18 protein-coding genes are annotated in these 21,388 nt (G+C 73.5%); 6 read left to right on the top strand and 12 right to left on the bottom strand.

The features are described 5' to 3' along the window. Positions 1-29 precede the first annotated feature (29 nt). The 3 genes from B0I28_RS25280 to B0I28_RS25270 all read right to left on the bottom strand — a co-directional run bounded on the left by B0I28_RS25280 (position 30) and on the right by B0I28_RS25270 (position 2,313). Entirely contained in the window at positions 30-701 is a 672-nt protein-coding gene (locus tag B0I28_RS25280; protein WP_181245962.1) for a GPP34 family phosphoprotein, read from the bottom strand. Positions 702-997: 296 nt separating this feature from the next. Continuing rightward, positions 998-1,354: a hypothetical protein gene (locus tag B0I28_RS25275; RefSeq protein WP_106366644.1), complete on the bottom strand. Its 357-nt coding sequence runs from the start codon at positions 1,352-1,354 to the stop codon at positions 998-1,000. Positions 1,355-1,479: 125 nt separating this feature from the next. Next, complete coding sequence (locus B0I28_RS25270; protein ID WP_106366643.1) at positions 1,480-2,313, bottom strand: helix-turn-helix transcriptional regulator; 834 nt, start codon at positions 2,311-2,313, stop codon at positions 1,480-1,482. Positions 2,314-2,413: 100 nt separating this feature from the next. On the opposite strand from B0I28_RS25270, the gene B0I28_RS25265 reads away from it, so the two are divergent. Further along, positions 2,414-3,178 (top strand): SDR family oxidoreductase, encoded by a 765-nt coding sequence (locus B0I28_RS25265; RefSeq protein ID WP_106366642.1) that lies wholly within the window; start codon positions 2,414-2,416, stop codon positions 3,176-3,178. Between the two features lie 43 nt (positions 3,179-3,221). Here B0I28_RS25265 and B0I28_RS25260 read toward each other — a convergent pair whose 3' ends face one another. The 7 genes from B0I28_RS25260 to B0I28_RS25230 all read right to left on the bottom strand — a co-directional run bounded on the left by B0I28_RS25260 (position 3,222) and on the right by B0I28_RS25230 (position 13,127). Continuing rightward, positions 3,222-6,545, bottom strand: coding sequence for a DUF4132 domain-containing protein (locus B0I28_RS25260; protein WP_106366641.1), 3,324 nt, complete (start codon positions 6,543-6,545; stop codon positions 3,222-3,224). Between the two features lie 62 nt (positions 6,546-6,607). Next, positions 6,608-8,044: an ABC transporter ATP-binding protein gene (locus B0I28_RS25255; RefSeq protein ID WP_106366640.1), complete on the bottom strand. Its 1,437-nt coding sequence runs from the start codon at positions 8,042-8,044 to the stop codon at positions 6,608-6,610. Further along, on the bottom strand, positions 8,041-8,832 hold the full coding sequence (locus B0I28_RS25250; RefSeq protein WP_106366639.1) for an ABC transporter permease: 792 nt from the start codon (positions 8,830-8,832) through the stop codon (positions 8,041-8,043). The genes B0I28_RS25255 and B0I28_RS25250 overlap by 4 nt, the downstream gene beginning before the upstream one ends. Beyond that, the gene (locus B0I28_RS25245) at positions 8,829-9,770 is read right to left on the bottom strand and encodes an ABC transporter permease (RefSeq protein ID WP_106366638.1); all 942 of its coding nucleotides are present in this window, start codon (positions 9,768-9,770) and stop codon (positions 8,829-8,831) included. The genes B0I28_RS25250 and B0I28_RS25245 overlap by 4 nt, the downstream gene beginning before the upstream one ends. Further along, positions 9,770-11,311, bottom strand: a complete 1,542-nt coding sequence (locus tag B0I28_RS25240) for an ABC transporter substrate-binding protein (RefSeq protein ID WP_106366637.1) — start codon at positions 11,309-11,311, stop codon at positions 9,770-9,772. Before B0I28_RS25240 ends, B0I28_RS25245 begins: the two co-directional genes overlap by 1 nt. A 10-nt stretch (positions 11,312-11,321) precedes the next feature. Next, positions 11,322-12,563, bottom strand: coding sequence for an MFS transporter (locus B0I28_RS25235; protein ID WP_219926983.1), 1,242 nt, complete (start codon positions 12,561-12,563; stop codon positions 11,322-11,324). Between the two features lie 198 nt (positions 12,564-12,761). Next, positions 12,762-13,127, bottom strand: a complete 366-nt coding sequence (locus B0I28_RS25230) for a VOC family protein (protein WP_106366636.1) — start codon at positions 13,125-13,127, stop codon at positions 12,762-12,764. Positions 13,128-13,208: 81 nt separating this feature from the next. Between B0I28_RS25230 and B0I28_RS25225 the strand changes: the two genes are divergently transcribed. From B0I28_RS25225 to B0I28_RS25205, 5 genes are all read left to right on the top strand, one after another. Continuing rightward, the gene (locus B0I28_RS25225) at positions 13,209-14,147 is read left to right on the top strand and encodes a helix-turn-helix transcriptional regulator (RefSeq protein ID WP_106366635.1); all 939 of its coding nucleotides are present in this window, start codon (positions 13,209-13,211) and stop codon (positions 14,145-14,147) included. 169 nt (positions 14,148-14,316) lie between these two features. Then, complete coding sequence (locus B0I28_RS25220) at positions 14,317-15,063, top strand: SAM-dependent methyltransferase (RefSeq protein WP_106366634.1); 747 nt, start codon at positions 14,317-14,319, stop codon at positions 15,061-15,063. Between the two features lie 174 nt (positions 15,064-15,237). Further along, positions 15,238-17,151, top strand: a complete 1,914-nt coding sequence (locus B0I28_RS25215) for a serine hydrolase (protein ID WP_106366633.1) — start codon at positions 15,238-15,240, stop codon at positions 17,149-17,151. An 11-nt stretch (positions 17,152-17,162) separates the two neighbouring features. Next, on the top strand, positions 17,163-18,455 hold the full coding sequence (locus B0I28_RS25210; protein WP_106366632.1) for a sensor histidine kinase: 1,293 nt from the start codon (positions 17,163-17,165) through the stop codon (positions 18,453-18,455). Further along, the gene (locus tag B0I28_RS25205) at positions 18,455-19,111 is read left to right on the top strand and encodes a response regulator (RefSeq protein ID WP_106366631.1); all 657 of its coding nucleotides are present in this window, start codon (positions 18,455-18,457) and stop codon (positions 19,109-19,111) included. Before B0I28_RS25210 ends, B0I28_RS25205 begins: the two co-directional genes overlap by 1 nt. Here the strand turns inward: B0I28_RS25205 and B0I28_RS25200 are convergent. Together B0I28_RS25200 and B0I28_RS25195 are read right to left on the bottom strand one after the other, a co-directional pair. Continuing rightward, positions 19,081-20,169: an N-acetylglucosamine kinase gene (locus tag B0I28_RS25200; RefSeq protein ID WP_106366630.1), complete on the bottom strand. Its 1,089-nt coding sequence runs from the start codon at positions 20,167-20,169 to the stop codon at positions 19,081-19,083. The genes B0I28_RS25205 and B0I28_RS25200 overlap by 31 nt on opposite strands. Before the next feature lie 4 nt (positions 20,170-20,173). Then, positions 20,174-21,373: a family 16 glycosylhydrolase gene (locus tag B0I28_RS25195; protein WP_106366629.1), complete on the bottom strand. Its 1,200-nt coding sequence runs from the start codon at positions 21,371-21,373 to the stop codon at positions 20,174-20,176. Positions 21,374-21,388 lie beyond the last annotated feature (15 nt).

Here is a 21,388-nt window from a genome sequence, read left to right as displayed (position 1 = left end):
GTGACTCTCCTTATCGTTCGGGCACGTGATCAGTGGTTGCCGGTGATGGCGGTGTCCGCCACGGCGGCGGTGAGGTGCCCGCGGATCGCCTGGAGCGGCGCGGGCAGCACCCGCAGATGACCCTCGGCGTATTCGCGTGCGCCGGAGGGCATCTGGGAGTACAGGGACTTCGACAGGCCGACGGACTCGGTGAGCGCCAGCAGGAACGCGTCGAGCAGGGGCATGCGCCGGTCCATCGAGGACAGGTAGCGGCGCAGCCGGGCGAGCGGCGCCTGGGCGATGAGGGCGTCGGCCGCGTCATAGGTGACCTGGACCTTGCCGAGCCAGCGGCTGCGCTGCTCCCCGCGGACCATAAGCCCGGCCACGACCATGTGCTCGGCGGTCTTGGTCTGGGTGTCGGCGATGGCGAGGTACTCCAGCCAGTCGGGCACGGCGAGGTTCACGGGCTCGGCCTCCACGAGTTCGCTCAGCCACAGCCCCAAGGAGTCCCGCGGCGGGCCGCCGCGCTTCTCCGCCAGGACGAAGTCCTTGCCGTCGTGGGCGCGGACCGCCAGGTGGCCCGAGAACACCAGCTCCGCCAGCAGCGCCGCGCCGAGCGCCAGGCCGATGACGCGCGGGGCGACCGCGGGCTTGTAGAAGTCGTGGTAGGCGGTGATGAGAAACGCGTCGTACACGAGGCGGGGGGTGGGCGCGTCGGGCACCGGGAGTGATCCTTCCAGTACAGGAGCATTCGATCGGATTATGATACGGTCACGCATTTTCGCGGTTCATATCGGTATTCCGACTATTTCGCCGCAGCTGGAACCCCTCTCGGCCTTTTGCGCGCTCCAGCCCGCAGGCAGCCCGAACGCACCGAAGCTCCGCACGATGTGGACAGTGCGGAGCTTCTGGTGATTCGGGATGAGATCGACCGGTTCGGTATTCCCAACCGCTTTGTCACGGCGACGCGGCGACGCGGCAGCGGCGCGGGCGCGAAGCCGAACGCGGGCGGCGCGGGCTACCCGATGACGTCGCAGTAGGGCCGGACCGTCTCGACGACCGTCGGGCCCTCCGCCTCCTCGACGCCGAACAGCGACGCGGCGTCGCGCGCGAGCTGCTCCTCGTCGGCGCCCTCTGCCGCGGACTGGCACAGGTCCCTTGCGCCGTCGACGATCTCGGTGGCGGTGACGTCGGGGGCGATCTCCTGGAGGTCTCCGGCGAGCTCGGTCGGGAAGTCCCCCGCGAGGCTCTCAAGCGAGTCCTCAAGGTTCGGTACCGAGGGCGTCTCGACGGGCAGTTCCCCTTCGCCGCAGGCGGAGAGCGCCAGTGCGGATCCGAAGGCGAGTGCGAGCGCGGCGATGGTCCGTCGTGCCATGTGAACTGCTCCCTTTGCGTGGTTTTGCGGCCACGGTACCAACGGATCGGGCGCACTTCGAGCCGTGCCGGGATGCGTTCGGTCACAGGAACGCCGCGGGTCGCGCACGACGCGGGCGGCCTCGGTCAGGCGGCGGCCGGGCCGAGGACCGCGAGGAGCTTCAGCTGCTCCTCCGCCTCGGACCGGGGCGCGGCGGTGAGCACCAGGAGCGCCTGCGACTCGTCCTCGGTGAACAGCACCTGGCAGTCGAGCTCGATCGGGCCGACCTCGGGGTGGACGAGCGTCTTGTGGTCGGCGAAGCGCTTGGCGACCTGGTGCTCGTCCCAGACCGCGGAGAACTCGGGCGACCGCTGCTGGAGGGCGCGCACGAGCTCCCCCGCGCGCGACTTGGACCCCATGGCGCCGTAGGCGACCCGCAGGGCCGAGACGAGGGCCCGGCCCTGGCGGTCGCGGTCGTCGGCGGGGTACTTGTCGCGCTCGCCGGGGCGCGTGAACCAGCGGTACACGTCGTAGCGGTCGAGCCCGGTATAGGAGGTGCGGTCGCCGAACAGGGCCTTCGCGAGGTCGTTCTGGACGAGCGCTTCGCCGAGGTTGGTGAGGATCAGCGCGGGCGTGTCGTCGAGGCGGTCGAGGACGCGCAGCAGCGCGGGGGCGACGTGCGCGGCGTCCGAGAGGCGCGCGGGCGCATTGTGGCCGGCCATCCGGAACAGGTAGTCGCGCTCCTGGTCGGTCAGGCGCAGGGCGCGGGCGAGCGAGGCGAGCATCTGGACGCTCGGCTGCGGGCCGCGGCGCTGTTCGAGCCGCGTGTAGTAGTCGGTGGACATGGCCGCGAGCGAGGCGACCTCCTCGCGGCGCAGGCCGGGCGCGCGGCGGCGGGCGCCGGGCGGGAGCCCCACGTCCTCGGGCCGCAGGTGCTCGCGGCGGGCGCGCAGGAACTCGGCGAGTGCGGTGCGGTCCATGCGTCCAGTATCGGCCCGGCGGCGCGCCCGAACCAGGGACCGGCGATCCCCCGATGAACGATCTCTGCACAGCGGGCCCGGAATCGCCCAGACTCGGGGCATGGACATTTCAGGGAACACGATCTTCATCCCCGGATCGACCTCCGGGATCGGCCTCGCACTGGCGCTGGCGCTCCAGGCGGAGGGGAACACCGTTGTCGTCGGCGGGCGCCGCGCGGAGGTGCTGGAGCGCCTCGCGGCCGAGCACCCGGGCCTCGGCACGGTCCGCATCGACACCGCCGACCCGGCGAGCATCGCGACCGCCGCGAAGGAGGTGCTGGAGCGGTACCCGGACCTGAACGTGCTCGTGACGATGGCCGGGATCATGCGCGCCGAGGACTGGCGCCGTCCCGAGGGGTTCCTCGCCACGGCCGAGGCGACGGTGGAGACGAACGTGCTCGGGCCGATCCGGCTCATCGGCGCGTTCATGGAGCACCTCCGGTCGCGGCCCGACGCGACGATCATGACCGTCACGTCGGGCCTGGCGTTCACGCCGCTGCGCGCGACGCCGACGTACAACGCGTCGAAGGCCGCGATCCACATGCTCAGCGAGTCGCTGCGGCTCCAGCTCGCCGACACGTCGGTGAAGGTGGTGGAGCTGGTGCCTCCCGCGGTGCAGACCGACCTCATGCCGGGGCACGCCGAGAACCCGAACGCGCTGCCGCTCGACGACTACATCGCGGAGGTCATGGGGCTCATCGCATCCCAGCCTGACGCGAAGGAGATCCAGGTCGAGCGCGTGAAGTTCCTGCGCTACGGCGAGGCCCGCGGCGATTACGACCAGGTCGTGGCCGCACTGAACGCGAACGAGCCCGCGAACCGGTGACGCGTTGAAGGGCCGGGCACGAGAGGCCCGGCCCTTCGGCGTGTCAGGCGGCCGGTTCGACCGCGCGGGCGAGGTCGGCGAGCGCTTCGGAGGCGGCCACGGGGTCGACGCCGCGCACGCCGGTCGCGGCGACCGGTCGGCGCCAGCCGTCGAGGTCGTGCGCGGAGAGGACGACCTCGCGGAGGATCTGGCGGTCGTGGACGTTGACGCTCCCGGCGTAGATGCCCGGGTCGAGCGCGATCACGAGGTAGCCGGTGCCGGGGATCTCGCGCCAGATGCCGTGCTCGACGCCCGCGTCGAGCGGCGCGGAGCGGACCCAGCCCTTCTTGGTGAGGCCGAGGATCGCGCCGACGGAGGCTGCGGCGCCCTCGAAGCGGGTGAAGCGGCCGGTCGCCAGCTCCTCGTCGGTGAACGCGGCCACCGGGCGGGCGAGCTGCTCGAAGGGCTGCACGATCTCGTAGTCGGCGAAGATCTCGGCCCAGGCGGCGACGTCGCCGCCGAGGTGCACGGGGTGCGCGAGGCGGATCACCGCGGTGTCGGCGAGGTCGAGTGCGTGCTCGTCGACGTCGGTGCGGCTGCGGTCCTCCGCGAGGCGGAACGCGACCGGCCCGGACCCGTCGTCGGCGGTCCACACCAGACGCCGCGTGAGGTGCCAGGTGAGCGGGTGCTGCACGAAGTGGGCGTCGAACTCGGCGGGCGTCCAGGTGCGGCCGGTGATCATGGCGCGTTCGAGGCGCTTCACCTGGTCGGCGGCGACGGTGCGGAGCTCCTTGCGCAGGTTCGCGAACCGCTTGTAGGCGGCGTCGGCGAGCACCGCGTCGTCCTTGGCTCCCGGTTTCGGGAGGGACTTGCGGGGCTTGCCGTCCTCGTCGGTGACGAAGGGCTTGAGCTGCTCGTCGAAGCCGACCTTGAAGCGGCGCGGCCCGTAGTCGAGGACGAGCGCGTCGGCGTCGCGGAGCCCGTAGTCGGGCACGAGCCGGTCGGCGAGCTGCTCGGCGGACAGGTTGAGCGCGGCGGCGATGGCGGTGATCTGGGCGCGGGCCTCCTCCTTGATGGCCGCGAACTTCGCCTTCTCGCCGATGGACTGGATGGCGCGCAAGGCGGTCTCGGTGCCGAGCGCGCCGAGGACCTGGAGGCCCTTGACGGCGCGGTGGTGCTGGTTCTCCCCCGGCCAGCGCCCGATGAGCGGCGCGAGCAGGTGGACGGTGTCGTCGTCGCCGAAGTGGGCGAGCTGGGTGAGGGCCCAGGAGTCCTCCCAGGGGGCGCCCGCGGTGAGCCACTGCTCGAACAGGGCGGTGGAGAAGCGGGTGAGGGACGCGCGGTCGCAGGTCTCGGCGAGGACGGCGACGCCCGGGTAGTCGTACTCGGGCGAGCCGAGGCCGAGCACGATCGCGGCCGTGCGGACCGTCGAGTCGGGAAGGGCGCGGTCGGGAGCGGCGCCGTCGCGGCCGGGGAGCAGGAGCTGCGGGAGCGCGGGCGGGGAGACCCACGGGCCGGGGTCCGGGACGGGGACGCCGGCGGGCATGAGCGGGTCGGCGTCGGCGAGGGGCGCGATCGCGGCGGCGGCTTCGGGACCGTAGTGGGCGGCGGCGTCGCGGACGGCGTCGCTCTGTCCGGACGCTGCGAGGTAGCGGAGCGCGGCCTCGGCGGCGGCGCGGAGCTTCTTGGGCTTGGCGAGGGCGTCGGGGACGAGGAGCGCGGCGGCGTCGGGGCCGTGCCGGTCGAGCCAGGCGAACGCGAAGGGCCGCATGGTCTTCAGGCGCAGGAGGGCGTCGGCGGCGAGGCGGGCGGCGGCGAGGTTGACGACGGGCAGGAGGAGGCCGCGCAAGGACGCGTCGGACCCGGCGATGCGAGCGACCTGGACGGCGACGGCCGCGCCGTGGTTGCCGAGGATGCGGCGCAGGAGGCGATCGTCGACGTAGCCGGGAGCGGGGTCCCAGGCGGCGGGGTCGGGGACGAGGTCGGCGGGGGCCAGCGCGAGGATGCGCTGCTGGTGGAAGGCGCCGGCCTCGGTGAACCGGGCGGCTTCTTCGGCCCAGTCGCGGTCGCTGCTGTGAACGCCGAAGGCCGTGCTGGCGTACTGTTCGCGTTCGCCTGGGGCCCAGTCGACCCGGTTGGTCGACGGCGGGATGAGTCCCTTGAGGACCACGGGCGGGGCGGTGTCGGCCGCCTTGTCCCAGGGCGGGGAGGCGAGCAGGGCCGGGAGCTCGTCGGCGGAGGCGGCCGGAAGGCGGGCGGTGTCGCCGGTGGCGGCCTCGATCGCGGTGCGCACGGCGTCGTCCTGGGCGGCGAGGGCCGGGCCGAGGATCACCGGGTCGCTGTAGAGGAGGGCGGTGAGGCGTTTGCGGATCTCGGGTTCGGCTCCTGGGAGGCGGGCGGCGGTGGCGCGGAGGGCGCGCTGCGGGAAGCGGGCGGCGGCCTCCATGGCGGAGCCCATCGCGGTGGGGTCCTCGATGCGGTCGAGGAGGAGGTCGAGCGCGGCGTCGGCGGGGATCGCGGCGAGGGCCCGGAAGAGCGTCTTGCGCTCGTTGGCGTCGAGGTACCCGGTGAGTTGGAGTTCGAGGACCGGGAGGGCGGCGGCGCCGAGGCGGCCGATGAGGTCCGCGACCTCTGCGGTGTCGACCCAGCGGGGGTAGACGAGCGACGGGTCGAGGTCGTCGAGCTGCGCCGGGGTGGTGATGATCTGGACGAGGAAGTGGGTGGCGTACTGGCTCGGCTTCTGGGCGCGGTGCTCGGCGCAGACCTCGTCGAGCCAGGCTGGCTCATCGGGGGCGACGAGGCTGACGGCGAAGCGGCGCAAGGGATCGGTGCGCAGCGCCGCGAGCGCGGCGATCACGGCCGCGTACTCGGCGTCGGGGAGCGCGGCGATGTGGGAGCGGATCGCGGCGAACTCCTTGGTGCCGACGACGTGGCCGAGCCGGTGGTCCTGAAAGGTCTGCGGGAGGAGGGCGACGTATTCGCCGAGGCTGTCGGTGACGACGTCGAGCGTGAGGAGCTCGGCGAGCGCGGCGGCCGCGAACGGCAGGCCGTGGTCGGCGGCGGTCGCGTCGAAGCGGTGCAGGTCGAGCATGGGGATGGAGTGCGCCGAGCGTCGGGTGAAGCCGAAGACCGCTGCCGCGCCGGGGAGGTCGGGCTTCCCGGCGAGGAAGGCGAGGGCGGCGTCCCGGTGGTCGGCGTTGTCCTCGCGGTCGAGGTGTCCGCGGACGACGGCGTCGAAGTCGGCGAGGTGTGCGAGGCTCGCGTCGAGGTCGGTCTTCAGCTTCTTGGGTTTGCCGTTGCCGCGGCGGGGCTTGACGAAGCGGTTCCAGGAGGCGGGGAAGTCGAAGCGGTCCTCGTCGGGGAGCGCGCGGTTCTCGGAGTCGGTCACGGGCGCCAGTGTAGGAACCGGGTACGACAGCGTTCCGGCTGGTACGCAGCGTGATCGGGCGGTCAGTCGAGGGTGGCGACGCGGCCCGCCTTCACATGGAGGACGCGGTCGGCGAGGCGGTCTGCGGCGGCCTGTTCGTGGGTGATGAGCAGGATCGTCATGCCGCCCTTGCCTTTCAGGGCGGCGAGGAGGTCGAGGACGCCGCGGCGGGTGAGGGCGTCGAGCCCGGAGGTGATCTCGTCGCAGACGAGGACCTCGGGCCGGGCGGCGAGCGCGCGGGCGAGGGCGGCCCGTTGGAGCTGGCCGCCGGAGAGGCGGCCCGGGCGGCGCTCGGCGGTCTCGGGAGGGAGGCCGACTTCGGCGAGGAGCTTTCCGGCTTCGGCGCGGGCGGGGTCCTTTCCCATGCCGCGCAGGCGGACCGCGGTGCGGGCGACCTGGTCGAGGATGCTCGCGTGCTGGGCGAAGGAGGCGCGGGCGTCCTGGAAGACGTACTGGACGCGGGCGCGCTGGGACCGGGTGCGGCGGCCGGCGCGCAGGGGCAGGGGGTCGCCGTCGAGGCGCAGGTCCCCTGCGGCGGTGCGGAGCCCGGCGACGGTGCGGCCGAGGGTGGTCTTGCCGGAGCCGGAGGGGCCGAGGACGGCGAGGCATTCGCCTTGCCTCGCAGTGAAGGACGCGTCGTCGAGGAGAAGGTTCCCGCCTGCGGTGACGGTGAGTCCGGTCGCTTCGAGGCGGACGGGTGCGGCGGGGTCCGCGGGGGCGGCGGGCGCGGCGGTGCGGGCGGCGAGGAGGCGCCGCGTGTAGGGGTGCCGGGGGTCGGTGAAGACCGCGGTGCCGTGCTCGACGACGGTGCCGTGGTCGAGGACGGCGGTGGTGTCGGCGACGGACTCGACGAGGTCGAGGTCGTGGCTGAGGAGGACCACGGCCATGCCGTTGGCGGCGGCGAGGCGCAGTTCGGCGGCGACCCGGTCGCGGTGCTCGGGGTCCTGACCGGTGGTGGGCTCGTCGGCGACGAGGAGTTTTGCGCCGCTGAGGAACGCGTGGGCGAGGACGAGGCGCTGCTGCTGGCCGCCGGAGAGCTGGTGCGGGAAGCGGCGCAGGAGCGCGGGATCGTCGAGGCCGGTGCGGCGCATCGCGTCCGCGATGCGCTCGCGGGCGCCGTCGCGGCCGTGGACGGCGGCGAGGTCAGCGAGGACGCCGCCGATGCGCCGCACCGGGTTGAGGACCGCGGCCGGGTGCTGGGGCAGGTGCGCGGCGGGGAGGCGGCCGGTCGGCGAGGCGAGCATGTCGGTGCCTGCGACCTCGACGGTTCCCGCCCCGGCTGTGCCGGTCCGGAAGACGCCGAGGAGGGCCGAGCCGATGGTGGTCTTGCCGGAGCCGGAGGCGCCGACGATCGCGAGGACCTCGCCGGGGTCGACGGTGAACGAGGCGCCGTCGACGAGGGTCGCGGCTCCGGCCGTGACGCGCAGGTAGGCGACCCGGACCAGTGGTGCGGCGCTCATGCGGGCTCCCTTCGGGACAGCAGCCGGTCGAACAGGAGGTTGAGGCCGACGGACAGCGCGACCAGCAGCGCCGCCGGGAGCACGACGGCCCACGGGGACAGGAAGATCCCGCCGCGGTTGACGTCGACCATGACGGCCCAGTCGCTTGATTCGGGGCCGGCGCCGACGCCGAGGAAGCTCGCGGCGGCCACGAGGTAGAAGGCGCCGACGAGGCGCACGCCCGCGTCGGCGGCGACCGTGGGCAGGATCGAGCACGCGGTGTGGGTGAGGGCGATGCGCCAGGGGCCTTCGCCTTGCAGCCACATCGCGTCGACTACGGGATGGTGGGCGGCTTCGAGGGCGGCGGCGCGCACGATGCGGGCGATGTCGGGGAGGTTCACGAACGCGACGATGAGCACGAGCATCCAGGCGGTGGGCGGCGCGATCGAGGCGAGCAGGAGCATCAGGAGCAGCGAGGGCAGCGCCAGCAGGAGGTCGAAGGGGCGCATGAGGATCTCGTCGAGCCAGCGGCGGCGGGTGGAGGCGGCGGCGAGGCCGATGGGGAACCCGGCGAGGAACGCGAGCGCGGTGGCCGCGGCGGCGGTCGCGACGATCCCCCAGCCGCCGTCCAGGAGCCGGTCGAGCACGCTCGCCCCGAGGTGGTCGGTCCCGGGCCAGGGCGCGGCCGGGTCGAACGGCTGCGTGCGTTCGGCGCCGGTGGAGGGCAGGAGCGGCCCGACGAGCGCGATGCCGAGAGGCACGGCGAGGAGCGCGAGGATGGCGGCGAATTCGGCGCGATTGCGGGTCATCGGGCGAGCTCCAGGCGCGGGGCGAGGCGGAAGGCGACCAGGTCGGCGAGGAGGTTCACGAGGACCGTGGTGATGCCGAAGACGACGGCGATCCCTTGCACGACAGGGAGGTCGCGGGCGTTGACGGCGTCCACGAGGGCCGTGCCGAGCCCTGGGATGACGAAGACGCTCTCGACGACGATGACGCCGCCGAGGAGCCAGTCGGCGGTCCGGGCGATCTGGGCGGTCGCGGGCGAGAGGGCGTTCGGGAGGGCGTGGGCGAGGAGCACGCGCCGCTCGGGGACTCCGGCGCGGCGGGCGTGGGCCACGTACTCGGAGTCGAGGGCCTCGATCATCCCGGCGCGCACCAGGCGGGCGATCGAGCAGATCGGGCGGGCCAGGAGCACCAGGAGCGGCAGCACCAGGACCGCCGGCTCGGCCAGGAGCGACGGCACGCCGACCGCGGTCGGCGGGAGCCACTGGAGGCCGATCGCGAAGGCGCTCACCAGGAGCACCGCGAGCGCGAACTCGGGCACCGAGTAGAGGCCGACGGTCGCGGTGGTGATGAGGCGGTCGGGCCAGCGGCCCCGGCGGCGGGCCGCGGCGACGCCGAGGCCCACCGACAGGGGCAGCAGCAGGGCCAGCGTGAGCCCGGCGAGGATCAGCGTCGGTTCCAGTGCGCCCGCGAGGATGTCGGCGACGGACCGGCCGGTGGTGAGGGACGCGCCGAAGTCGCCGGTGAGCAGCCCGCCGAGCCAGTCGCCGAGCCGCTGGAGCGCGGGTTCGTCGAGGCGCATCCGCTCGCGGATGCGCGCGATGGCCTCGGGGTCGGGCTGGTCCCCGGCGAGGGCGACGGCCGCGTCGCCGGGGAGCAGTTCGACCAGCGCGAACGCGAGGACGGCGACGGCCAGCACCTGGAAGGCGCCGAGTCCGGCGCGCCGGGCCGCGTACGCGAGCACTAGGCGATCCAGACCTTGTCGAAGCGGGCCCAGTCGAGCGTGTTGGCGGGGGCCTGCTCGACGCCGTGCACGTTCCGGGCGGTGCCGACGATCCAGTCGGCGAAGCCCCACACGAGGTAGCCGCCCTCGTCGTGGAGGCGCTGCTGGAGTCGGTCGTACAGCCCCTGCCGCTCGGTCTCGTCCGCAGTGGACTGGAGCTGGAGGTAGAGGTCGTCGAAGGCGGCGTCGTGCCACTGGGTGACGTTGGTGGGCGAGTCGGTGAGGAGGCGCTGGGAGATGTGGGAGGCGATGGGCATGGCGCCGGAGCGGTAGGAGGCGATCTGGCCTTCGGTGAGGACCTCGGACCAGTAGGTGTCGGCGTTGCGCTCGCTGATCTCGACACCGAGGCCGCCTTCGCGGAGCTGCTCGGCGAAGATCTGCGCGGCCTCGGTGAAGCCGGAGCCGACGTCGGCGGTGTCGAGGACGATGCCCAGGTCGGCGGCGCCCGCTTCGGCGAGGAGGGCCCTGGCGGCGTCGACGTCGCGTTCGCGCTGGGCGATGCCGTCGGCGTAGTGCTCGAAGCCGAGGCCGAACAGGTCGTTGCCGACGAGGCCGCGGCCGGAGAGGACGGACTCGACGAGCTGCTCGCGGTCGCACAGGAGGAACACCGCCTGGCGGACGCGGGGGTCGTCGAAGGGGGCGCGGTCGGTCTTCATCGCGAAGCCGAGCATGTTGGAGCCGGGCGAGGCGACGAGCGCGATCGCGTCGTTGTCCTCGTTGGCGCGGGCAGTGGTGGCCGAGAGGTCGTGGGCGTACTCGACCTGGCCGCCGAGGAGGGCGTTGATGCGGGCGGACTCCTCGTCGGCGACGACGATCTCGATGCGGTCGAGGAGGGCCGGGCCGTCCCAGTAGTCGTCGAAGCGGTCGGCGGCGAAGCTGCGGCCGGGTTCGAAGGCCGCGAACGTGAAGGGGCCGGAGCCGACCGGGGCGGTGAAGTCGGTGGCGCCTTCGGGGACGATGTAGGCGCCGAAGGCGGCGAGGACGCTCGGGAACTCGGCGAGCGGGTGGCGGAGCACGAACTCGACGGTGCGGTCGTCGACGGCGGTGCTCGCGTCGAGGTCGATGGGCGCGAGGTCCTGCCGGGCGCGGAAGGTGTCCTCGGGGTCGGCGATGCGCCGGTAGGAGTAGAGGACGTCGGCGGCGCGCACGGGGCCGCCGTCGTGGAAGACGGCCTCGCGGAGCTTCACGGTCCACACGGTGAGCGCGGCGTCGGCGGTCCAGGACTCGGCGAGGCGCGGCACGGCGGCCATGTCGGCGCCGAGGTCGGCGAGCTTGTCGAACACGGCCTTGGCGCGGGCGGCGTCGGCGAAGAGGTTGACGCGGTGCGGGTCGAGGACCTCGTCCGCGCCGCCTCCGGCGAACGCGGCGCGGAGGGTCCCGCCGGACTGCGGCGCGTCGGCGGCATCGGTGCCGGTGCCGCCGCAGGCGGCGAGGAGGGCGGGGGCGGCGGTGAGGCCGGCGGCGCCGAGGACGGTGCGGCGGCTGAGGCGAGGGCGGTGCATGACGGGTTCCTTATCTTCGGGACGGCAAGGGGGCGTTCAGGAGGCCGCGGCGAGGGCGGGCGTGCGGGGCGGGCGTGCGGGGCGTGCGGGCGGCGAACGCGGCCGAGGCGAGGCCGAGGACGGCGCACGCGAGCCAGGACGCCCAGGGCGCGGCGAGGTCGGCGACGAGGCCGACGGCGGCGGTGCCGACGGCCGCGACGATGCCGGAGAGCAGGTAGTAGACGCCGTAGTAGGTGCCGGTGAGGCCGTGCGGGGCCCGGTCGGCGACGAGTTCGAGGACGAACGGCTGCGCGGTCATGACGCCGATCGACAGCAGCAGGGCCGAGACGAGCACGGCCGCGAAGTGGAGGCCCGGCGTCTCGGCGGGGAGCAGGATCGGCGGGACGAACGCGGCGCCGAGGAGCGCCAGGCCGAGGCCGATCGCGGCGGGGCGGGTGAGGCGCTCGCGGCACCAGTCGGTGGCGCGCACCTGGAGGCCGAGCGTGGCGACGGTGGACGCGCCGAAGACCGCGGCGGTGGCCCAGGAGGACCCGGTCGCGTCCACGGCGGCCGTGGGGAGCAGCAGGTACAGCTGGTTCTGGAGGGCGAACAGCGCGGCCGTGGCGAGCGTGAACGCGAGGAACCCCTTGTCCGCGAAGGCGGTCCGCCACCCGCCGAGGACCGTGGTCGGGGCGCGGGCCGCGGTGCGGGCGGGGAGGACGAGGGCCTGGGCCAGCGCGAGGCCCGCGAAGACGGCGGCGGCGACGGCCGCGCCGACCCGGAAGTCGATGAGGACGAGCGCGGAGCCGACGAGCGGGCCGACGCACATGCCGGTGTTCGCGAACAGGTTGAACAGGGCGAACGCCTCGGCTTTGCGGTCGCCGGAGGCGTCGGCGATGTAGGCGCGCACGGCGGGGTTGAACAGGGCCCCGGCGACGCCGCTGATGATCGACGCGGCGATGAGCACCGGCAGGGTGGGCGTGAGGGCGAACATGCCGAACCCGGCGGCGCGCAGGAGGCATCCGGCGATGATGACGCCGCGGGGGCCGAGCCGGTCGGAGGCGGTGCCGCCGATGAGGAACAGGCCCTGCTGGCTGAGGTTGCGCACGCCGAGGACGACGCCGACGGCGGCGAGCGACATGCCCGCGCTGGTCTCCAGGTGGACCGCGAGGTACGGGATCACCATGTAGAAGCCGAGATTGACGCCGAGCTGGTTGGCGAGCAGCAGGCGCACCGCGAGCGGCTGGGCCGCAAAGGATCTGAGGGTGCGCACGGGACCTCGCAGGAGTCGGGGCGCGCGGGGCGGCGCGTCCGGGGCGGATGACTCCGACAAAGATAACGGTACCCGTTTTCAATTACGGCGACTGGGGCGCGGTTGTGATCCACGGCCGTTGATGGCCGTATCGCCATGCGCGCATGGGAAGCGGGCGGCGGCGGGGGCCGCCGCCCGCAGGGTGTGCCGCGGCGGGCGCTAGTCGACGGGCGCGACCCGGATGAGGTTGCCGTCAGGGTCGGCGGCCACGAAGGTGCGGCCGAAGACCTCGTCGCGCGGCGGGTCGACGATGGTGACGCCCTTGGCCTTCCACGCGTCGTGGAGCGCGTCGATCGCACCGGCGCCGCCGGGCTCGGCGACGCAGAGCTCGCTGGTGCGCACCGGGTTCGACGCTAGGTCGACGCCGGAGCGGCTCCACAGCGAGAGGCTGATGCCGCCTCCGAGGTCGAAGGCGATGTAGGCCGGGGTCTCGAAGACCGGTTTCATGTCGAAGAGGTCCCCGTAGAACTCGGCGGCCGCCGAGGCGTCGGCGACGTAGGTGATGAAGATGTTCGGCTTGGGCATGATGCCCTCCTTTCCGTCGGTGACCCCACCGTAGGCACGGAACCTGACGGGATCTGTCAGGTTCTCTGGGAAACTGGAACTATGACTCCCGACAGGTTCTTCTCCCTGCTCCTGGCCCTGCGGTCGCGGCCGGAGACCACGGTCGCGGCGCTCGCGGCCGAGACCGGCGTGTCGGACCGCACGGTGATGCGGGACCTGCGCTGGCTCCAGGACGCCGGGTTCCCGGTCCTCATGCGCCGCGGCCGGTACGGCGGCGTCTCGATGCTCCCCGGCGGCGGACTCGACTCCGGGCGCCTGACGCCGGGCGAGCGTGAGCACTTGGCGCTCACGGGGCTCGACGTGGACCAGCGCGAGCGCCTCGGCGTCGCGCAGGTGAGCGGCCGGGCCCTGCGGAAGGTGACCGGGGCGCGCCCGCCGGACGACCTGATCGCGGTCGGCGACCTCGTCGTCAGCGACAACCGGCCGTGGTTCGGCCCCGAGCCCGCGGGCACCTCCCCCGGCGCGCTCATCGGCGACCTGCGCCGCGGGGTGCGGCTGCGGGTGCGGTACGAGCGGGAGGGCGAGGAGGCCCGGTGGCGCACGGTGGACCCGTACGGGCTCTTGGCGAAAGGCGGCCGCTGGTACCTCGTCGCCGACGAGGAGGGGCGGCCGCGGCTGCTCAACCTCCAGCGGATCGCCCGGTGGGAGCCGCTGCGCACCGCCAGGCGGCTGCGCGAGGGCGCGGCGCTCGCGGCGGTCGCCGCCGAGCTGACGTCGGGATGGGAGTCCGCCGGGGACCTCGAAGTGCGCCTTCGGATCCAGGAGTACCAGGTGGGGCGGGCGCGGCGCATCCTCGGCTCGCGCCTGTCGATGGGCGGGCCCGAAGCGGACGGGTGGCGGTCGGCGGTGCTGCGGTGCCGGGTCCTGGAGGACGTGCGGCAGCTCCTCGCGTTCGGGAACACCGCGACGGTGACCGGCCCGCCGGAGGCGGTGGCGCGGGTGCAGGAGCTGGCGCGGGAGATCCTCGATCACTACAGGTGAAAAACCGTTGGACGCATGGGGTATAGGGCGGTAGCGTCGCGGGGTTCCGCACGTCCCCCACTACCGAAGCAGGTGCATTCGATGGTCGTCCAGGTTCTCGCGGCCGGTCTCGTCCGGCCGCGATCCTCAGCCGTTCACAACGCTTCCAAGAGAAGGACGACCGACCACAGTGGATCTCCCACGTAGCTTCACCATCCGCGAGAGCAGCCACCGGCTGATCAACCCGTTCACGCCGGAGAAACTGGCGACCCTCGGCCGGGCCGTGCGGCCCGCGCCCGGCACGACGATGCTCGACCTCGCCTGCGGCAAGGGCGAGATGCTGTCCACCTGGGCGCGCGACCACGGCACGACCGGCACCGGCGTCGACATCAGCACCGCCTTCATCGCCGCCGCCCGCGAGCGCGCCGCCGACCTCGGCGTCGCCGACCGGGTGTCGTTCGTGCACGGCGACGCCGCCGGGCACGTCGCCGACGAGCCAGTCGGCATCGCGTCGTGCATCGGCGCGACCTGGATCGGCGATGGTGTCGAAGGCACCGTCGAGCTGCTGCGCCGCAGCCTCGCACCCGGCGGGATGATGCTCGTCGGCGAGCCGTACTGGCGGCTCGACCCGCCCGACCAGGCCGCGGTCGAAGGCTGCTACATGTCGAGCAAGGAGGAGCTGTTCGCGCTCCCCGAGCTGCTGGAGCACTTCAACGGCCTCGGCTGCGACGTCGTCGAAATGGTCCTGGCCGACCAGGACAGCTGGGACCGCTACTCCGCGGCCCAGTGGCTCAACGTCCGCCAGTGGCTCGACGCCAACCCCGATGACGAGCTGTACGCGCAGATGCGCGCCGAGCTCGACGCGGCGCCCGTCAGGCACGCCCGCTACCAGCGCGAATACCTCGGCTGGGGCGTGTTCGCCCTGATGGACCGCTAGCAGGGCCGCAAGAGGAAGGGGCACCGCCGGATCGGCGGTGCCCCTTCGTGTTCGCGTCGTCCTCCCCCAAAAGTCGCAAGCCGAATTCCGACTCGCGCCAGAAGTCGCGAACACCCCTTTCCGGACAGGATTGCGTGGTCCGACCGAGACCACACACCCTGATGGAGCAACGACATGACCGCCCGACATCTCGCCGCCGCCGCGGCCCTGGCCGCGGTCGCGGTCCTCGCGACCGCCTGCGGGAGCGCCGCCCCCGCGGCGCCCGAACCGCACACGCCCGACGCCGCCGAGGACTTCACCGCCGCGAACGTCGACGCTTGGCTCGACGAGACCCTGCCCGAGATGCTTGAGGCCGAAGGGATCGCGGGGGCCAGCGTCGCCGTCGTCGGCGACGGCGGCGTCTTCACCACCCGCGGGTTCGGCGAGGCCGCGCCCGGCACGCCGGTCGACCCCGCCGACACGCTGTTCCGGCCCGGCTCGATCTCGAAGGTGTTCACCGCGACCGCCGTCATGCAGCTCGTCGAGGACGGCGAACTCGACCTCGACACCGACGTGGCCGCGTACCTCGACTTCGACATAGCACGCGACTACGACGAGGACCTGACGCTGCGGCACCTGCTCAGCCACACCGCCGGGTTCGAGGAGCGCGTCTCCGGGCTCATCGGCCTCGAAGGCGAGGACGTCGACCTGCGCGCGGCGCTCGCGACCGACCCGCCCGAGCAGGTGTACCGGCCCGGCACCACCCCCGCGTACTCCAACTACGGGAACGCCCTCGCCGGGTACATCGTGGAGCGCGTGAGCGGCATGCCGTTCGAGGACTACATCGACGCGAACATTCTCGAACCGCTCGGCATGGACTCCTCCTCGTTCCGCCAGCCGCTCCCCGCGGACCTCGCGGACCGCGTCTCGGAGGGCTACAACGACTCCAGCGGGCCGGCCCAGCCGTTCGAGTACGTCGGCACCCCGCCCGCCGGGGCGCTCTCGGCGACCGCCGACGACATGGCCAAGTTCATGCTCGCGCAGCTCGGCGTCGGCACACAGCTGCTCGACGCGGAGACGCGGGAGCAGATGTTCTCCCCCGCACTCGACGCCGACAGCCTCGGGGCCTTCGCCGACGCACCCCGCATGACCCTCGGCTGGTTCCAGGAGGACCAGAACGGCCACCGCGTCGTGGGCCACGGCGGCGACACCAACTTCTTCCACTCGCACCTGAACCTCTACCCCGAGGACGGCGCCGGGATCTACGTGTCCTTCAACAGCACCGGCACCGACGGGGCCGCCACGCTCGGGCTCCGCAGCGACCTGATGCGCGACTTCGCCGACCGGTACTTCCCCGGCCAGACCGAGACGACCCCCGTCGAGGACTCCGACGCCGAACTCGTCGCGGGCACCTACCACGCCTCGCGCGGCTTCCACAGCACGTTCCTGAGCGCGCTCGACCTGCTCAGCACCACGAAGATCACCGCGCTCGACGACGGCCGGATCGCGTTCGACGCCGACCCGGGCACGCTCGAACCCGCCGTGTACGAGCAGGTGGGCGACGCCCTGTGGCGCGAGGTCGGCGGCGAACGCGTCCTCGCCGTGAACATCGAGGACGGCGAGGTCACCGGCATCGTCCACGACGCCGCGTTCACCCTGCTGCCCATGGACGTCGAACGCCGGATCGGACTTCCGATCACGATCGCCGCGATCGCGGTGCTCCTCATCGGCCTCCTCGCCTGGCCCGCCGCGGCCCTGTACCGCAGGCTGCGGCACCGTCCCGGCCCCGGCCCGGAAGGGCGGCGCTGGCGGGTGCTCGTGCGCGTCGCCGCCGCGTGCTCGCTGCTCGCCGTCGCCGGGTGGGTCGCGATCTTCATGCTCGCCATGGGTCTCCAGGACCCCGGCGCCGCGCTCATCCGCACCGTCCAGGTCCTCCAGCTCGCCGGGGCGCTCGGCCTGATCCCCGCGGCGGTGCGGCTCGTCGGCGAGATCCGGCGCAAGGCCGGGTGGCGGGCGGTGACCGGTACGGTGGTCACGCTGCTGGCCCTCAGCGCGGTCGCCGACTTCGCGATCGAGTTCCAGCTCCTGTCGCCGAACATCTCCTACTGACCGGAGGAAGCATGTCAGCGCCCGCTCCGGCGGCCGCCCTGTCAGCGGGAGAGCGCCTCGACAAGGCGCTCTCCCGGATCGGGGCCGCCCGGCCGTTCACCAGGGACGCCGTGCTCGCCGTGCTGGTCGCGGCGGTCACGCTGGGGCTGTACGCGGTCCTGGCGCGCCTCGCCCCGTCCGAGGCGTCGCTCCAGGTCACCGCCGCCGAAGTGTGGGCCATGGGCGCGCTCGCGGCGGGGCAGGGGCTGCTGCTGTGCCTGCGGCGGGTGCGGCCCGGCCTGTGTCTCGCGCTCGTCGTGGCTCTGCAGATCGGGATCATCGCGGTGGCGCCGCAGATCATGGCCCAGGGCTTCGGCCCGGCCATCGCCGCGTACACGGTGGGGACGCTCGCGTCGGCGCGGTTCGCGTTCACGGCCGCAGCGGTGGCCGTGGTCCTGGAGACCGGCGCATCGGTGGCGGCGACCTGGGGCGAGTCGGGCTCGGCGGTCATCGTCGTGAACCAGCTCGGATCGAGCGCGCTCCTGTACGCGGCGGCGGCCTTCGTGGGCGCTTACGTGGCGGCCCGCCGCCGCAACCGGGCCCTCGCCCGCGAGCGCGCCGAGCAGATGCTCAGGGCCGCAAGGGAACGGGCCGAATCATCGGTGCGGGCCGAGCGGACCCGCATCGCTCGGGAGCTCCACGACGTGGCCGCGCACCACCTCTCGGGCATGGTCGTCCAAGCCGCCGCGATCGAGCGCCTCATCGACCGCGACCCGGCCGCCGCGAAGGCCGGGGCCGGGTGGATCCGCTCGCGGGGCAAGGAGACCCTGGCGAACCTGCGGCAGGTCGTCGGCCTCCTGCGCGAACGCGGCGACGCCGACGGCGACGCGCCCGTGCCGGGCCTGTCCGCGCTCGACGCGCTGGTCGAGGAGTCCCGGCGCCTCGGCGACGATATCGCGTTCGCGCGGGAGGGCGAACCGCTCGTGCTGCCGCCGATCGCGGACATCTCGCTGTACCGGATCGCGCAGCAGGCGCTGACGAACGCCCGCCAGCACGCGCCGGGCGCGCGGGTGCGGCTTCGCCTCGCGTACCTCAATGACGCGGTGGAGCTGCTGGCCGCCAACGGGAAGGCGCAGCGCCTGGTCGCGGACGTCGAGCACGGCGGGAGCGGCCTGGTGGGGATGCGCGAGCGCGCCGACCTGGTCGGCGCGGAGTTCGAGGCGGGCCCGGACGCGGCCGGCGGCTGGAGCGTGCGGCTGCGGCTGCCGGTCCGCGAGGCCGACCGGGAGCGGACCGGCGACGTGTTCACGGCAAGGGAGGCATGATGATCCGGGTGCTGCTGGTCGACGACCAGGCGGTGGTGCGCGCGGGGTACCGGGTGATCCTGGAGGACGCCGGGGACATCGAGGTGGTCGGCGAGGCGTCGAACGGGCCGTCGGCGGTGGTCGCCGCGGCGCAGTTCGCGCCCGACGTGGTCTGCATGGACGTGCGCATGCCCGGCGGCGACGGGATCACCGCGACGCGCGAGATCGTCGCGGCGCGAGAGGGCGACCGCCCGGCGGTCCTGGTGGTGACCACGTTCAACCCGGACGAGTACGTGTTCGGCGCGCTCGAAGCGGGCGCGAGCGGGTTCATCCTGAAGGACTGCGAGCCTGAGGACCTCGTCGACGCGGTGCGCAAGCTCGCCGACGGCAAGGGCCTCGTGGACCACGCGGTGACGCACCGGGTCATCACCGAGTTCGCGCAGCGGCGGCGGCGCACCGGGGCGTCCGATGCGGCCGAGGTGCTCACGGCCCGGGAGCTGGAGATCGTGCTGCTGCTGGCCCGCGGGATGTCGAACGCGGAGATCGCGCAGGAGCTGTTCGTGGAGACCAGCACGGTCAAGTCGCACCTGGGCCGCGCGATGACGAAGATCGGCGCGCGGGACCGGGTGCAGACCGTGGTGTGGGCCTACGAGAACGGCATCGTCGAGGACCGCTGAACCCGCTGGGCCGCGAGCTTCGCGGCCCCGAGCTCGGCCGGGCCCGCCTCGGTCACGGCGGCATCGGGCCAGGCGGCGGCGAGCCGGGCTTTGACGCCGTCGCGGACCGGGGTGCAACTGCGGAGCACGCTGCCGGACAGCACGATCGGCGTCGCCTCGCCCGGATCGCGCACATTGGCGACGGCGGAGGCGAGGTGCGCGGCGGCCTCGTGGAGGATCGCCACCGCGTGCTCGTCCCCCGCCAGCGCGGCCTCGGTGACGAGCGGTGCCAACCGGTCGAGGCTGCGGGGCGGTCGCTGGTGGACGGCGATGACGAACGCGTCGGAGGCGGTCGCGTGGTCGTTACCGCTGGACCGCGGCCCGTCGGCCGCGGGAGCGTGCCGGGCCGCTGCGGCGCCGGCCCGGGCCGGCGAGACATCGCGACCGCCCGCGGCCCCTGCACCTCCGTGGCCGCGGTCGGGACTCGTTCCGGCCGTAGCGGTTCCGTCGGTGCAGAGGACGGCGCGGACGACCAGCTCCGTCAGCAGCGTCTGCGGCGATCCCGCCTGGAGCCGCGCCGCCGTGTCTGCGGCAGCCTTACGGCCGATCCAGAAGCCGGAGCCCTTGTCGCCGAGGAGCCAGCCGAGGCCGTCGCCGACGCGCGTGATGCGGTCGCCCTCGATGCGAGCAGCCGCGGCCCCTGTCCCGGCGATGAGGACCGTGCCGAGCGGTTCATCTGTGCCTGAAGCGAAGGCGACCTGGGCGTCGCCGACCGTGTGGACCGGGCACTGGAGTCCGGCGGCGTCCCAGACGCGCTGGAACGCCGCCGACACGTCGGGCCGGTCGAAGCCGCTGACCCCGGCGAGGCCGAGGACGGCGGCCGCGATGCGGCCGGGGTCGGTACCGGCCAGGGCGGCGGCGAGGGCGCGGGCGACTTCAGCGGCGGCGTGGTCGGGCGGGACGGCCAGCGGATTGCCCGCTCCTGCGTCGCCCCGTCCGACGACCGTGCCGTCGAGGGTGGTCGTGACCGCGCGGGAGGAGGTCCCGCCGACGTCGAGGCCGAGTACCAGTTGGCTCATGGGATCAGCATGGACCCAGGTCGGTCCATTGCGGCGTCCAGCCCGGCTCGGAGCCCTGGGTCCACCAGTTGGCGCGCCACAGGTGCTCCCCGTCGCCGGACTTCGGGCCGCTCGGGTCGCCGTTCGCGCTGCGCTCGTGGACGACGGTGTTCCCTGCGGTGTAGACCGATCCGAAGGACCAGTCGGGCGCGGCGGCGCAGTCGGCGCCGGTCGGCGGGTCGGTCGGGTCGGTGGGCTCGTCGGTGGTGGGCGGGTCGGTGGGGCATTCGCCGCCGCCGGTCCCCACGGTGTCGGTGTGGTCGACGCCGTCGGCGCGGTACCCGGCGACGCGGGTGTTCACCTCGGCGGGGCTGAGGACCTCGCCCGCGGTGTGCATGACGTAGTCGACCTGCTGGTTGTAGACGCTGGTGCCGCCCGCGTGGGCGGCGGTGTCGATGAACCAGAGGTTGAAGTTGATCGACATGGGGGTCTCCGGGTAGTACTTCCCGGAGTGGTCGGCGACGAGCGCGCCGTCCACGTAGTACTTGACGTGGCCGCCGGAGACGGTGAAGACGAGGTCGTGCCAGCCGTTGTAGCTCTGGCGCTGGCTGTTGTTGATGTTGTCGGCGACCCAGGGCTCGGCCTGGTAGGTCTCCCAGGTGGTCTCGTAGAGGATGTTGGAGGTCTCGCCCCAGCCGCCGTTGGGGAGGTACTCGAAGTCGATCTCGCCGTAGTCGGGGTCCATGGGCGCGTCGAGCGGGGTGATGGTGAAGAACGTCTCGACGAGGTGGTCGCCGTCGGTGCCGCTCACCGGGGCGTCGGCGAACTTGACGCGGGCGGCGTAGGTGCCTTCGAAGAACTTCTGCTGGTGGAAGAGTTCGGCGTGGCTGGTGCCGCCGCCGGTGCCGTCGGTGGCGGCGCGCAGTTGCAGCGACTTCGCGCCGTCCACGGTGGGGAACGAGACGTTGCTCGCGGGCCAGGCCGCGCCGGGGACGCCGGGGCCTCCGGCGTTGGTGCGGACGGTCCAGCCGCGGGCGGCGATGTCGGGGTCGGCGGAGGAGTCGTAGGCGAAGTCGTCGAAGAGGACGCCGTCGCAGGCGGCGGGCTCGGCGGCGTCGGCGGTGCGGTCCGCGTAGGTCGCGGTGGCCGTTCCCGCCGCCGCGAGGGCGAGGGCCGCCGCGGCGACGCCGATGAGGCGCCTGCGCGGGGTGCGGATGGTGGTCATGGAGAGCTCCCTTTC

Source organism: Glycomyces artemisiae (assembly GCF_003002955.1).
GTDB lineage: Bacteria > Actinomycetota > Actinomycetes > Mycobacteriales > Micromonosporaceae > Glycomyces > Glycomyces artemisiae.
This window is presented reverse-complemented; position numbering and strand designations above follow the sequence as displayed.